At 33.6% G+C, this 15,167-nt stretch carries 16 protein-coding genes; 10 read left to right on the top strand and 6 right to left on the bottom strand.

The window, feature by feature from the left end:
- Positions 1–641 precede the first annotated feature (641 nt).
- From dtd to deoC, 3 genes are read left to right on the top strand one after another with little or no spacing between them, the layout of a single operon-like run.
- Positions 642–1,094, top strand: a complete 453-nt coding sequence (dtd, locus tag G7050_RS06935; protein ID WP_166113130.1) for a D-aminoacyl-tRNA deacylase — start codon at positions 642–644, stop codon at positions 1,092–1,094.
- A 15-nt stretch (positions 1,095–1,109) separates the two neighbouring features.
- Positions 1,110–1,442 carry a nucleotide pyrophosphohydrolase gene (locus G7050_RS06930; RefSeq protein ID WP_166113127.1) on the top strand — a complete coding sequence of 111 codons (333 nt, stop codon included), beginning with the start codon at positions 1,110–1,112 and terminating at the stop codon, positions 1,440–1,442.
- Positions 1,439–2,311, top strand: a complete 873-nt coding sequence (gene deoC / locus G7050_RS06925) for a deoxyribose-phosphate aldolase (protein ID WP_166113124.1) — start codon at positions 1,439–1,441, stop codon at positions 2,309–2,311. The genes G7050_RS06930 and deoC overlap by 4 nt, the downstream gene beginning before the upstream one ends.
- Positions 2,312–2,381: 70 nt before the next feature.
- On the opposite strand, the gene G7050_RS06920 is transcribed toward deoC, so the two are convergent.
- Together G7050_RS06920 and G7050_RS06915 are read right to left on the bottom strand one after the other, a co-directional pair.
- Entirely contained in the window at positions 2,382–2,825 is a 444-nt protein-coding gene (locus G7050_RS06920; protein WP_166113120.1) for a hypothetical protein, read from the bottom strand.
- 140 nt (positions 2,826–2,965) lie between these two features.
- Positions 2,966–3,937 (bottom strand): polyprenyl synthetase family protein, encoded by a 972-nt coding sequence (locus G7050_RS06915; protein WP_166113116.1) that lies wholly within the window; start codon positions 3,935–3,937, stop codon positions 2,966–2,968.
- Between the two features lie 101 nt (positions 3,938–4,038).
- On the opposite strand from G7050_RS06915, the gene polA reads away from it, so the two are divergent.
- From polA to G7050_RS06880, 7 genes are all read left to right on the top strand, one after another.
- A complete protein-coding gene (gene polA, locus G7050_RS06910; protein ID WP_166113113.1) occupies positions 4,039–6,807 on the top strand; it encodes a DNA polymerase I in 2,769 nt (922 codons plus the stop codon).
- A gap of 118 nt (positions 6,808–6,925) precedes the next feature.
- Positions 6,926–8,497 (top strand): hypothetical protein, encoded by a 1,572-nt coding sequence (locus G7050_RS06905; protein WP_166113078.1) that lies wholly within the window; start codon positions 6,926–6,928, stop codon positions 8,495–8,497.
- Positions 8,498–8,500: 3 nt separating this feature from the next.
- Positions 8,501–8,956 (top strand): YqaA family protein, encoded by a 456-nt coding sequence (locus tag G7050_RS06900; protein WP_166113075.1) that lies wholly within the window; start codon positions 8,501–8,503, stop codon positions 8,954–8,956.
- A 17-nt stretch (positions 8,957–8,973) separates the two neighbouring features.
- Entirely contained in the window at positions 8,974–9,753 is a 780-nt protein-coding gene (locus tag G7050_RS06895) for a radical SAM protein (protein ID WP_166113072.1), read from the top strand.
- 65 nt (positions 9,754–9,818) lie between these two features.
- Complete coding sequence (locus tag G7050_RS06890) at positions 9,819–10,415, top strand: LURP-one-related/scramblase family protein (protein ID WP_166113069.1); 597 nt, start codon at positions 9,819–9,821, stop codon at positions 10,413–10,415.
- A 144-nt stretch (positions 10,416–10,559) separates the two neighbouring features.
- A complete protein-coding gene (locus G7050_RS06885) occupies positions 10,560–11,123 on the top strand; it encodes an NAD(P)H-dependent oxidoreductase (RefSeq protein WP_166113066.1) in 564 nt (187 codons plus the stop codon).
- Between the two features lie 21 nt (positions 11,124–11,144).
- A complete protein-coding gene (locus tag G7050_RS06880; RefSeq protein WP_166113063.1) occupies positions 11,145–11,777 on the top strand; it encodes a SagB/ThcOx family dehydrogenase in 633 nt (210 codons plus the stop codon).
- Between the two features lie 99 nt (positions 11,778–11,876).
- On the opposite strand, the gene G7050_RS06875 is transcribed toward G7050_RS06880, so the two are convergent.
- The 4 genes from G7050_RS06875 to G7050_RS06860 form a co-directional block, all read right to left on the bottom strand.
- Positions 11,877–12,668, bottom strand: a complete 792-nt coding sequence (locus tag G7050_RS06875) for a M48 family metalloprotease (protein WP_166113060.1) — start codon at positions 12,666–12,668, stop codon at positions 11,877–11,879.
- 77 nt (positions 12,669–12,745) lie between these two features.
- On the bottom strand, positions 12,746–13,159 hold the full coding sequence (locus tag G7050_RS06870) for a hypothetical protein (RefSeq protein WP_166113057.1): 414 nt from the start codon (positions 13,157–13,159) through the stop codon (positions 12,746–12,748).
- Positions 13,160–13,220: 61 nt separating this feature from the next.
- Positions 13,221–14,324, bottom strand: coding sequence for a redox-regulated ATPase YchF (gene ychF, locus G7050_RS06865; protein WP_166113054.1), 1,104 nt, complete (start codon positions 14,322–14,324; stop codon positions 13,221–13,223).
- Between the two features lie 314 nt (positions 14,325–14,638).
- Positions 14,639–15,124: a hypothetical protein gene (locus G7050_RS06860; RefSeq protein WP_166113051.1), complete on the bottom strand. Its 486-nt coding sequence runs from the start codon at positions 15,122–15,124 to the stop codon at positions 14,639–14,641.
- Positions 15,125–15,167: the final 43 nt, after the last annotated feature.

The raw sequence follows: 15,167 nt of genomic DNA, 5'->3' as shown, positions 1-15,167 counted from the left end.
TATCCTTTTGTTTCTTAACGCTTTCTTCATCCTGCGGGTACCCCGTGCAAGTGGCAAGGTCGGTAACCTAACGGATGACAAGCCATTGCGTGCGTCAGCATCAGTGCATCAGTGGTGCAGCCGTTGGCTGATAAGCGAAGCGGGCGTAAAACTAAACGTGCCGAAAGGCAGTAGGTTTAGTTTAGCCTGCATGCTTTAGTCAGACAGGCGAGCCACGCAGCACAAAGACTTTTTGATTCCTTTTGCGGATTTGGGCAAAAGGAATACAAGCAATCTGTGATTGCGCGTAGTAAAAGACAATTTAATTGAACATATTATCCCAACTACTGATTGACATAAGTAATAAAAGTTCGCAGAACTATTTATTACTTGTACTTAATAAGAAGTACAACCCTAGTTATATCTCAGCAAGTTTATCTATCAATAAATAACGATACTAGGTAAAATAAGAGACAATAAAAAAACGGGGTTAAAAAGTGTCACTTTTGTAACCTTTGTAACCTTTTTATTCATTACAATCTGAAATACAGCATTTTAAGAAAGTGATAAAAGTACACACATAAGGGACAAAAGTAACAAAAGTAGTACACCTGATCATTAAACTGCTGATTTTCAAATAAGAAAAAGTAACAAAAATAACCATGCGTGTAATAATACAAAGGGTAAAACAAGCATCTGTAACCGTAGAAGGTAGCATAAAATCAAAAATAGATAGAGGTTTGTTAGTGCTTCTAGGCATAGAGGATTCAGACTCAGCCGAAGATATCGCCTGGCTATGTAATAAAATAGCTAATCTGCGCATTTTTGATGATAAGGAAGGTATAATGAATCTCTCATTAAAAGACATAAGTGCAGAAGTCATTGTAGTGTCTCAATTTACACTTTTCGCTTCTACTAAAAAGGGGAACAGACCTTCATATCTCAGAGCCTCGAAACCGGATATTGCAATACCCATGTATGAGAAGTTCTGTAAAGAATTAGAAAAAACAATAGATAACAAAGTCCAAACGGGCGTTTTTGGAGCCCATATGGAGGTCGAATTAATCAACGACGGGCCAGTAACTATCTGGATTGATTCAAAGGAAAAAGAATAGCTTAAAACGCGAAATATGACTATACAGGAAGCACAGAACAAAGTAGACGAATGGATAAAAACATACGGAGTCAGATATTTCTCCGAATTAACCAATATGACCATTCTTACCGAAGAAGTTGGAGAGTTGGCACGCATCATGGCACGAACCTATGGCGATCAGTCGTTTAAAAAGGCTGATCTGGACAAAAATCTGGCAGATGAAATGGCCGATATAATGTGGGTACTTATGTGTTTGGCAAACCAGACCGGAGTAGACCTCACGGAAGCTTTTAACAAGAACATGGAAAAGAAAACAAACAGGGATAAAAACCGACATATAAATAACGATAAACTGACTCAATCATGACTAGTACAAACAAGTATATTGATATTCTGAATCAATATAAAACTGCTATAAAAGACGAAGATATAGCAGCAAAAGTAAAGGAAATTATATCTAAAAAATTTGCAGAAAACAATACAGTTGAAGTATACAAAACCCTTTATTCATGTATTGATTTGACTACGCTTAATACAACAGATACCAAAGAAGATGTATGGAAATTTACCGAAAAAGTAAATGACTTTGATGGAACATACCCCGATGTAAATAATGTTGCGGCTATCTGTGTATATCCAAACTTTGCAGAAGTGGTAAAAGAAGCTCTTACTGCACAAGGTGTAAAAATAGCCTGTGTATCGGGTGGATTTCCATCGTCACAAACATTTACGGAAGTGAAGATAGCAGAAACAGCACTTGCCGTAGCCAATGGTGCGGATGAGATAGATATAGTTTTAAATCTAGGCTTATTCTTAGATGAAAACTACGAAGAATTATGCGAGGAAATAGACGAGATTAAACATGCTTGCCGTGATGCACACTTGAAAGTTATATTGGAAACAGGCGCATTAAAAACAGCTTCTAATATCATGAAAGCATCTGTATTGTCATTGTACTCAGGAGCCGATTTCCTGAAAACATCTACCGGAAAGGTATATGAGGGTGCAAGTCTGGAGGCTACTTATGTAATGTGTACAGCAATTAAAGAATATACCAAGAAAACAGGTCGTAAAGTCGGTTTTAAAGCCTCTGGAGGCATTGTTACCACCGAAGATGCTGTGAAATACTATACAGTAGTGAAAGAGGTTCTAGGAGATGAATGGTGTAATAACGAATATTTCAGACTTGGAGCAAGTCGCTTGGCAAATAATTTACTCGATACAATAAAAGCGTAATCACTGCTCAAGTTCTACTACACTATATAAAAATAAAAGGGTTATAATCTGTAAATTATAACCCTTTATTTTATTCGTCAATTTTCTTATATCTATCTCTGATTATCGAAAAAACAAGAAGAAGAATAACCGCAATAGCCACTAATTTTCCACCCCAAACATCCCAAAACGGAATGTTAACTAAGCCGGCCAGATTCTGAATTTTATTCGTTTTAGCAATATTTTGAATATCACTTTCAGATAAAACTACATAATTATCATCATCGATATAGCCTACAATTTGCCCCTCGCCTTTTTGAAAAATAGGTAAAAATATAACTTCAAATACAGTGTACTTATAACCAAAATCAAATAATTTACCGTCACTGGAAGTATAATCTTCCGTATCAGGCAAATCACAAATTTTTATAACCTTATCATGGGCTCCCAAAGTGACCTGTGCTGCATATACCCCATTAGTGGAAATAAGATGGAAGAATGCTACAAAACCTAAAAGCAAGAGTATTTTTTTCATAAAATAATATCGTAAAGCCTTAGACTTATTATCGCTCTGAACATCACAACAATTACAAACTGCCGGATTCTTAAAACATATTATTGAATACTTTTATTTACTTATTAAGCACTTTCTATTATTGCAGCATATCCGTATCTTTAATAGACACGTTCCACAACATATTCTACAGCATTTATCAAGGCATCTTTAACTTCGCCATTTTCCAATGTATCAATTATTTCAATAGCCTTTTTCCTAAATACTTCTATTTTATTGTAGGCATAATCTATCCCTCCATTTTCTTTGGCAAAAGAAATAAGAGCAGAGATATCTGCATCAGAAAAATTTGCTTCCTCAATAATATGCATCATCTTCCGGGATTCTTCGGAATCAGTATTTTTTAAAGCATATAATAAAGGCAAAGTCACTTTTCCTTCACGTATATCATTACCCGTAGGTTTACCCACATTATTCGAAAAATAGTCGAAAATATCGTCTCTCAATTGGAAACAAACACCTAAATATTCTCCTAGTTTTTCAAAACGACCAACCTGATCAGAGCTTGCACCAACAGACTGAGCACCTATTTTCATGCATACCGACAGAAGAGAAGCTGTTTTTTTCTTGATGACTTCGAAATATTCTGCTTCATCCAGAATTATTTCCTTAGCCAAAGATAGCTGATTCAGCTCACCTTCGGCCAAACTACGACCTAATCCGGAAATAGCTGAAATAATCTCCATATCACCAGTTAATACACTCTTGATCAATGCGGTTGACAAGAAGTAATCACCTGCTAAAACTGCCATTTTATTATCATAAATAGCATTAGTAGAAGGTATCCCTCTTCTCATCTTCGATTCATCCACAACATCATCATGTATCAATGATGCAGTATGTAACAATTCGACCGTTACGGCAGAATGGTAGGTTGTCTCTGTTATTTCTCCACAAGCTTTAGCTGCCAACAATAACAAAATCGGACGAATATGCTTTCCGTCTGATTTCATTATGTAATCTATAATCTCCTGAATTCTAGGATTATTACAAAATATTGACTCTCTAAAATAAGAAGTAAAACGTTCGAGTTCTGAAGCTATTGGCTTAGCTATCAAAAGCTTTTTATCCATACTAAAATTAGTTGAATTGCAAATTTATAAATAATTCAGCTTTTAGAGGCATTTATTTGTAACTTTACTGAGAAATAGAACTATTTAACTAATATTTTGGTATGAAACTCTTTCTCTTAGACGCCTACGCACTTATATATCGGTCATATTATGCATTTATAAAAAATCCGAGAGTCAACTCAAAAGGTCTGAATACTTCGGCAATCTTTGGTTTTGTCAATACTTTAGAAGAAGTTCTAAAGAAAGAAAATCCAACCCATATTGCAGTGGCATTTGATCCGGCAGGACCAACTTTCCGACACGAAGCCTATGAGCATTATAAGGCACAACGTCTCGAAACTCCCGAAGATATCAAATTGGCAGTGCCTATTATAAAACAAATAATAGAAGCATACAATATAAAAATAGTAGAAGTACCTATGTATGAAGCTGATGATGTAATTGGAACAATTGCAAAAAAGGCTGAAAAAGAAAATATGGATGTATTCATGATGACACCCGATAAAGACTATGGTCAATTGACCAGTGATCGGATTTTCATGTACAAACCAAAATTTGCCGGAAATGGTTTCGATGTATTAGATGACAAAGCTGTCATGGAAAAATACAACATTGCCTCTCCCCTACTCATGATCGACTTACTCGGTTTGATGGGAGACTCTTCTGATAATATACCGGGATGTCCGGGAGTCGGAGCAAAAACTGCCGAAAAATTAATTGCCGAATTTGGGACTATCGAAAATATTCTTGAAAATACTGCTAACATAAAAGGAACACTAAAAGACAAACTCGAAAATAACAAAGAGCAAATTCTTTTCTCCAAATTTTTGGCAACTATAAAAATTGATGTTCCTATAGAATTTAAAAAAGAAGAATTTGAAAGAAGAAATATCGATGACGAAAAAATAGAACTCCTTTTTGAAGAATTAGAATTTCGAACACTCATTAATCGAGTTTTAAAACGAGAGACAAAATTTGTTCCTAAAAAAGAGGAAGCTCAAGGAGTTCTCTTTGAAGAATTCAAGGAAGATTCTCCAGAAGAAAAAAAATATTCGACTCTCATGGAGTTAAAAGACATGGTCTACTCTTATCATTTAATTGATAATGAAGAAGAAATGGTCAAATTAAAAGACAAATTATTAGGTAAAGATTTTTGTTCATTTGACACCGAAACTACATCTGTTGACCCTATTGATGCCGAATTAGTCGGAATGTCATTCTCTGTTGAAGAAGGCGAGGCATATTATGTACCTATCTCCGCAGATTTCGATAAAGCGAAAAGTCAGGTAGAAATTTTCAGAGAAATTCTGGAAAACGAAAATATTCTTAAAATTGGTCAAAATATAAAATATGACATTATTGTCCTCAAAAAATATGGGATAGAAGTAAAAGGCAAATTATTCGATACAATGATTGCCCATTACTTAATAAATCCGGAATTGAGACATAATATGGATTATATGGCCGAAACCTATCTCAATTATAAAACTATTCATATAGATGAATTAATCGGATCTCGTGGAAAGAACCAATTAAACATGAGAGATCTATTTCCTAAAGATATTTGCAACTACGCTTGTGAAGATGCAGATGTAACTCTCAAACTAAAAAATATTCTTGAAAAAGAAATAGAAAAAAACGGTATAAGCCATTTACTATATGATATAGAGTTTCCATTGGTATATGTGCTTGCCGATATGGAATATACAGGTGTAAGACTCGATACCAAGGCTCTGAAAGAGTCATCAGAAAATCTGACCAAAGAAATGTTAAATATTGAGGCCGAGATATTTGAACTTGCAGGAGTAGAATTTAATGTAAACTCGACCAAACAAGTAGGTGAAATTCTTTTCGACAAATTAAAGGTCATCGAAAAACCCAAAAAGACTAAAACCGGTCAGTATACAACCAGTGAAGAAGTACTGGAAAGTCTAAGGGATACTCATCCCGTTATCGGAAAAATATTAGAATATCGCAGTCTTAAAAAATTATTAAGTACATATATTGATGCACTCCCTTTATTGATAAATAAAAGAGATGATAAAATACATACATCATATAATCAAACAGTTACGGCTACAGGAAGATTAAGTTCGAGCAATCCCAATTTACAAAATATTCCTATCAGGGAGGGACATGGAAAGGATATACGAAAAGCTTTTATAGCCGATCCGGGATGTACTTTTTATTCGGCTGACTACTCACAAATTGAGTTAAGGATTATGGCACATCTTAGCCAAGATCCAAATATGATAGATGCTTTTAACAGTGGAGAAGATATTCACGCTGCAACGGCTGCCAAAATATATAAAATCGCAATTAAAGATGTAACAAGCGATATGCGCCGCAAAGCAAAAACGGCTAACTTCGGTATTATATACGGTATATCTGTTTTTGGACTTGCAGAAAGGCTTTCTATACCTCGGGGAGAAGCTAAAGAGCTGATTGACGGATACTTTGAAACTTATCCAAAGGTAAAAGAGTACATGGATAATATCATTAATACAGCCAAAGAAAAAGGGTATGTAGAAACTATTCTAGGACGTAAACGATACCTTCCAGATATTAACTCCAGAAATGCCACTGTACGTGGATATGCTGAGCGAAATGCTATAAATGCACCCATCCAGGGAAGTGCTGCTGACATCATAAAAATAGCCATGAATACTATCTTCGAACGCTTCAGAAATGAAAATATTCGTTCTAAGATGATTTTGCAAGTACATGATGAACTGAACTTTAACACCTTCAATGATGAATTGTCGCACGTGGAACAAATAGTTATTGAGGAGATGGAAAAGGCCTATAAACTAATAGTTCCTATTAAAGCTGACTCCGGCACAGGTAACAACTGGTTAGAAGCACATTAATTTGATATTTTACACCCGTTATATGAATATATTATCTCAATTTAAAGAAAAATTGAAAAATGAAAAGAGTCATTTTTGGATATTTTTAGTCCTACTCGTCTGCTTGACAGTATTTACAATGTTTCGTTATTCTATGTTTACTTTAGTAAGCGTAGGACATGATGCAGCCTTCCATTATAATAGATTTCTTATACTTATGGAAGCTTTGAAAAACGGGACATTCCCTACGTATATAGACAGCCAAGCAATTGATAATTACGGGTATGCTTCAAATTTATTTTATCCAAACTTCACTTTTATCCCTTTTACCTTAATTGGTAATCTTATCGGAGTTTTCAGAGCCTACCAATTGATGTATTTTGTTTTTACTTTATTAACAGGACTACTTACTTATCTATCTGTTTACAAAGTATTTAAAAATAAATATACGGCATATATAAGCGCTATTTTATACACTTTCTGTCTCTATAGATTACAAGATTATTTCGAAAGAGCTGCTATTGCAGAGGCTATAACATTTACTTTTCTTCCCATAGTATTTTGGGGATTGTATGAGGTTATCAAAGGCGATTGTAGAAAATGGTATATTTTGACTATTGGATATAGTTTATTTATATTGACGCATTTACTTTCGACTTTGTTATTATCTATTATTGTGACAGTTACGCTACTAATCTTTGTAAAAGATTTTATAAAAGAACCAAAGAGAATTCTATATTTAATTTTAGCCGGATGCTTCACGGTATTATGTTCTGCAATTTTTTTATTTCCTTTCTTTGAACAAACCATATCCGACTCTTTTAATTACGAAACTTTTAGCAATTACCCTTTTGTTAGAATAGCTGCTAAAGAATTACCAAAGGCTCTTTTAAGTTATAGCTTTTTACCAAGCATTGGTATAACGCTTATTTTACCTTTAATTGCCCGATTTTTTATATCCAGAAAGGATAAAATGATAAGAAGCATCGACCTGTTTTCTATAGCCGCTTTTCTTATAATTATATATACTTCGGATCTTCTTCCTCTCTTTTTATATCCTAACTATATCTTTGGAAGAACTCAGTTTATATGGAGACTATTTGAATTTTCGAGCTTTCTATTAGCTTTATCTTGTGGGTATTATGTGACTAATTATTTAAAAGGGAATACTAAATCTTTCTTCTTTCTCTCGGGAATAATATTCCTATTATTTGCTTCTATTTACTTAAATAGTATGCCCTATAAACATGCAAAATGGGGAATAACAAATCTACCGGAAAGAGGAACTTCCAATAATTTCTTCCTAGGTTTTGCTGATAATATAGAATACCTCCCTATCCCGGCAACTGTAAATAATTTAGTGGAAAGAGGTAATGTTATATTAAAAAAACATGCTGATACTGAAATATATAATATAAAAAGATCGAGAAGTGAAATTGTATTCGAAATAAATACAATACATAACGAAATCATAGAGCTTCCTTTGACCTATTACAAGGGTTATTATGCCTACAATAATAAAGAAACAATAGATATTCAGAAAAGTAAAAACGGTCTCATAGAGATTCCAATTAATACATCTGGATCTGTTAAAGTAAAATTTGAAGGTACTTTTATTCAAAAAAATAGCTTATATATTACGTTAGTAGCATTTCTTACTCTAACAATTTATGCATTTAGAAAAAAGATATTTAATAAAATACAATCTTAAAATATGCTTGACGGATTTGCCGAATACGGATACATAGGGCTTTTTTTAGCCTCATTTCTTGCAGCCACAATATTACCATTTGGCTCCGAATTTGTATTTGCTGCTCTTATAGCAGCAGGTTTTGATATTTGGACATGTATAATCATAGCATCCGTGGGTAATTGGATGGGAGGAATGACCAATTATTACTTAGGTAAATTAGGCAAACTGGAATGGATAGAAAAGTACTTGAAAATAAAAAAAGAGAAAATTGAAAAAATACATCTTTGGCTTACCGGTAAAGGTGCTATTATGGCTTTTTTCAGTTTCTTACCCATAGTGGGAGATGTTATTGCAGTTGCACTCGGCTATATGAGAGCCAATGTATATATTGTAAATATCAGTATGTTTGCAGGTAAATTTGCACGCTATGTACTTCTTGCATATGGAATTATATACGGAATTGAATGGTTAAGATAAAATGTAATAAATAAATCATGTCAACACTATTATTTGATGAAATAGTTTTTGGACCTATCCACAGTCGAAGATTAGGTACTTCATTAGGAATGAATCTTTTACCATACGATGGAAAAGTATGCTCATTCAATTGCATCTATTGTGAATGCGGATATAATGAGGATGGTAGAACCAAAACAGCTTTACCCGATCGTAAGAATGTCGAGGCTGCTCTGGAACACAAATTATTGAAATTAAGAGAAGAAAATGTAAAGATAGATGTCATTACTTTTGCCGGTAATGGAGAACCTACCCTACACCCTCATTTTGCAGAAATAATTGATGACACCATAGAATTACGAAACAAATACGCTCCGGAAGCTAAAATAAGTGTTCTTTCCAATGCAATGCATATCGGTAAGGAAAGTGTGTTTAATGCTCTTAAAAAGATTGAGAATAATATACTTAAACTCGATTCGGCATATATTGATACAGTCAATTTAATAGATCAACCCAATTCTCCCACTTATAATATAGAGAAACAAGTTGAGTTATTTAAAAAATTTAAAGGCGATTTTATTCTGCAAACCATGTTTGTAAGAGGTAGCCATAACGGAAAAACGGTTGATAATACTACCGAAAAAGAGATAGAAGGATGGCTGAACATTATAAAAGCCACCCATCCAAAAGAAGTAATGATTTACACTATAGATAGAGAGACACCCGAGAAAAATCTGGAAAAAGTTCCTTTGGAAGAACTCAAAACCATTGGAAAAAGAGTTGAAGAACTCGGAATAAAAATTAACATAGCAGGTTGATTGCTTTTAGCTCATAATGGATTACTTTTGTACTCTAACTAATAACTAAACTATAATATTGTATTATGAATAATTTTCCTAAGTTCTTCGAAACCAATGAGTATTTCATAGATCAAAAAGTAAATTACTTTAAATTCGAAGCAGAATATAAAGTATTTGGTCAAGATGGTAACCAAATAGGCCTTATTAAACAACGAATATCTACAGGTCATAAAATCCTTCGATTATTTTTGGGTAAAGCAATGATGCCTTTCTTATTGGAAATTGTAGATACAGAAGGTAATACTCTTGCAGTAATAAAGAGAGGATGGACTTTTTTCATGTCAGAAATAGCTATATTAAACGGACACCATGAAATTCTTGGATTCATTAAACAAAAATGGGCATTTCTTAAACCTACCTTCCATATTATGGCTGCTAACAAAACCAAGATAGCCGAAATAAAAGGAGACTGGAAAGGATGGAATTTTGCTATATCAGAAGCTAATGGACAACCTATCGGAACAATCAGCAAAAAATGGGCAGGTGCAATGAAAGAAATTTTCACTACTGCCGATAAATACAATGTTTCTATCAGAGAAGAATACAAAGAAAATACAGATAAAATCGTTGTAGTATCTACTGCAATTACTATCGATATGGTATTGAAAGAATCTAAATAAGAAATAATTCAAAACTAGTATAAAAAGAGCTGTAGTATTAAAACTACAGCTCTTTTATATTAAATAATGTTTATAAAAATGAGTCCGGAAAAGACTATAAAAAGAAATGCGTAAATTTATAGAACTAATCAAAAAAAGAAAAAGATGGTAACAATAGTTTTAGCACATCCCTGGCATGGTAGTTTTAATAAAGTGATTTTAGATACAATTACTGACAAATTAGATACAGATAATCGTCCTTATCATGTTATAGATCTGCATAAAGACAATTTTAACCCTGTTCTGACAGAGTCAGAATTAGCTTTATATTCAAAAGGTGGATTTTCGGATCCATTAGTAGAGAAATATCAAAACTTACTCAAAAATAGCGACCATGTAGTATTTATATACCCCATATGGTGGATGAATATGCCGGCTATTTTAAAAGGATTCTTTGATAAAGTACTTCTTTATGGATTTGCATATAATTATGAAAAAGGCTGGAATCCACTTCTCAATATCGAAAAATCTACTGTAATAACTACATCAGAACAAGCTACAGAGAATTTCAGCGAATCGGGTGATCCTGTTAATGACATCAATAAAAACTGCCTGTATTCTGTAGGAATAAAGAATGCAACATGGTTCAATTGCGATCACATTACATCGGGAAGTGATGAGCATAGAAAAGCATTTCTGGACAAAATAGAGAACCATTTTAAATCATAACAAATCCTACTTCATAAAGACATGAAATATATTCTAATAGCTGCATTAGCTTTTGCTTCACTTGTAAATATCAATGCTCAAGACATAAAACTGAATGAGCCGGTAAAAACAGGTGGAATTAGCGTAATGGAGGCATTTGCTAAAAGACAATCTTCATCCGAATTTTCAGACAAAGAACTCAGTATACAAGATCTGTCGAACTTACTTTGGGCTGCCAATGGTATTAACCGCGAGAATGGTAAAAAGACCGCTCCATCGGCTCAAAATAGCCAAGATATCGATGTATACGTTGCCTTACCTAACGCAGTATATAAATTTGATGCTCAAGCAAACAATTTAATACTAATATCGGAAGGTGATTACCGAGGATTAGCAGGTGGAAAAAAGGATAATCCCCTACCCCCTTCTATTCTTTATATTGTAGCAGATGCTTCAACATACAAACCATCCGCCTACAACTCAATAGAACATATTACCGATATGAATAAAGTAGATGCAGGCATTGTATCTCAAAACATATCTATATTCTGTTCAGGAATGGGATTAGGCACTAAACCACGGGCACAGATGAATCACGCGGAACTAAAAAAGGCTCTTAAGTTGAGTGATAGCCAAACATTGATGCTTAATCATCCTGTAGGATATTTAAAGTAAAATATCCTTCCTTTAAGATACCTCTAAATAATAAAACAACCTGATAGTAAACTATCAGGTTGTTTTATTATAATCTTATTATCAAACACTTATAGTGTATTATTTTTTCTTCTCTAAATTAGCTATACGTTTTTCAAGACCCGGATGGCTCGAAAATAATTGAGTAGCTTTACTTGTTTTACCGGCACCCGCTTCTTGTTCCAATTTCAATAGCACACCTAACGATTGAGCCATTGCTTTAGGATCCTGATTAGCTTGTTTCAATAAATTATAACCATAATCATCGGCAGCCGATTCTTGTTTTTGAGAGAATTGAGCACTAGCCAAAGCCTCACCTAAAGAACCCAATTGAGAGTCTGTTAAAGCAGCTGCAGTATTTCCGGTAGAACCTACTGCATCTTTAAGAGCCGAAGTAAGCAGAGCTGTTTTAAAAGCATCTTTAGAATCGTTATTTACCACATGACCTATTTCGTGTCCCATTACTGCAAGAATTTCATCATCAGTCATGATATCCATCAAACCAGCAAATACACGGATACTACCGTTAGCACATGCAAAAGCATTTACATCAACAACATAAAGAGCTTTGATATCTAGTTTTTTACCATTAACATTATCTATAGGAAACATGGCTGCAATTTTAGCCAAACGCTCTGCAGTTTCTCTTTTACCTGGGTCTGTATCTGTCACACTGCATACAGGATTGTGAGCATCTATCCAATCGATATATTCCTGAGCATACTGAGAAATTTCAGCATCACTCAAAGTCATAGCCTTCACTCCTTTTGTTGCAGCATCAGTTACTTTACCTACATTTATTTTTCCAAATTGTGCATTAGCAGCAAAACTAAAAGTGGCCAATAAAGCCAATGCTAAGAAATACTTTTTCATACATTTATTTTAATTAGTGATATTCTTTAGTGTGTAACTAAAACTAAATGAAACTTTTTTTATTCATTAATATTTATTTATTCTGTTAACAAAGAATTATTAATCTGTAAGTTATATGTGCCGCTACGTTCATCTGTCTTGTAAGTCCAGTATTCAAACAATCTAAACTTCTTTGAAAGTATATTTTCACCTACCAAAATATCAAACTTTATATAAGACGGTGGTATAGAATCCGTAGATTTATATTCACAAGGCGGAGTATAATTTCTACCACATATCCCACCATCATCGGTTATAATAATCTTTGTTTCATTCGGTTTTATCTCAAATATAGAATCTTTTATATACAACGACCAACTATTGTTTCTTTTAACGGTTTTGACAGTAATCACTTCGTTGGTAAAATTCGTTATCTCATAGGTATAATCATAAGTATAATCACAACCTGTTAATAATAAACAAAATACAGCCAATACAAATATTACTTTCATAGCATGAACGATTTAAATTTCATGCTAATATATAATAAGATTTGAAATAAGCATAGATTTTTTATACATTAAATCTAAAATGCATAATATCGCCATCCTGAGCCACATATTCTTTACCCTCTACGCTCATTTTACCTGCTTCTTTAACGGCAGACTCAGAACCCAAAGCAATAAAATCTTCGTATTTGATAACTTCGGCACGGATAAAACCTTTTTCGAAATCGGTATGTATAACACCAGCACATTGCGGTGCTTTATAACCTTTAATAAACGTCCAGGCACGAACTTCCTGCACTCCGCAGGTGAAGTAAGTCTGAAGACCTAAAAGTTGATAAGCGGCCTTTATAAGACGTGCAACCCCCGATTCTTCGAGACCAATTTCAGAAAGAAACATTTCACGCTCTTCGTACGATTCAAATTCAGCTATTTCAGATTCTATCTTAGCAGCTACCACAAGTATTTGTGCATTCTCTTCTTGTATCGAATCGCGTACTTGTTCTACATATTTATTTCCCGAAACTGCACTTGCTTCATCCACATTACAAACATACATTACAGGTTTGTAAGTAAGCAAGTATAATTCTTTAGCAGCCTTTTCGTCTTCTTTATTATCAAACTGAACGGTACGAGCTGATTTTCCTTGTTCCAAAGCTTCTTTGAACTGGATAAGAATGTCATACATGCGTTTAGCATCCTTATCACCGCCCGTTTTAGCTTGTTTTTCTACTTTTTGAATACGAGCTGTCACAGTTTCCAAATCTTTCAACTGCAATTCGGTATCAATTATTTCTTTATCACGAACAGGATTTACAGTTCCGTCTACGTGAGTAATATTATCATCATCAAAACAACGCAATACATGAAGTATGGCATCTGTTTCACGTATATTCGCCAAAAACTTGTTTCCAAGTCCTTCACCTTTACTGGCTCCTTTAACTAATCCTGCAATATCTACAATTTCTACAGTTGTGGGTAAAATACGGTTTGGTTTAACCAATTCTGCTAATTTGTTCAAACGTTCATCAGGAACAGTAATCACTCCCACATTAGGTTCGATTGTACAAAAAGGAAAATTAGCCGATTGGGCTTTTGCGTTCGATAAACAATTGAAAAGGGTCGATTTTCCTACATTAGGAAGTCCCACTATACCACATTGTAGAGCCATTATTTTATTTTAATTTTTTAATTTTCAAGGATGCAAAGATAGTCAAATTATACAAACTAATAATGTGTACTTTTACTTACTTTCCTTCAATAAACTTACATTCTACTTTACAAAGGTGACAAAACAGTACAAAAAACTCACACTTTCTTGTACTTTCTGTACATTTTTTGTCACTTTCAAAAACAGTTGATTATCAATAGTTAAGATATAAAAAGATTACAAAAGTGACAAAAGTTACACACACTTTTTATGTCTTCAATCATACTGTTCCGGCCTTTTACTTTATAGATAAAACAGACCTCTTTCAAACCAATTCAGTAATTATAAATTTTGGTGCTGCTGCGCTTATCACTGTGAAGCCATTGTACATATTTATCCCTGAATTTTGCAGGAGATTGTTTCTTTATAATATCTAAATAAGGTTCTACAAAATTGGGGTTGTCTTTACAAAACAAAAGAGTAAAATTTTGCATATTTATCAGTTCGAAATAAGGTATAATTTCTATTCTATCACATAAAATAATAGCCAATTCACCCTTTGTTAACTTTCGTTTTAAGCATTTCGAATAAACATTGGTTTTTGTATCATCCGTAAAAAAATCAGGCAATATATTCAATGCTTCATCGTGATAATCAGAAATTTTCAAGGCAGACTGATTTTTAATTATATCTTTAGAATCCGGTACCTTAGAAACCTCTATCAATAAATCTTCAATTTCGCTCTTAGACTGACAGTAAGCAAAATTGACATATACAATAAGTACTATACTTAAAGTAACAATTCTTTTATAAAAATTCATAGATAACATTATTAAAAAATCTTTTACCCTTAAATAAAGACCG

It is taken from the genome of Dysgonomonas sp. HDW5A, from assembly GCF_011299555.1.
Classification (GTDB): Bacteria; Bacteroidota; Bacteroidia; order Bacteroidales; family Dysgonomonadaceae; genus Dysgonomonas_A.
Note: the sequence above shows the minus strand (reverse complement) of the source record. Positions and strands in the feature narration are given on the sequence as shown.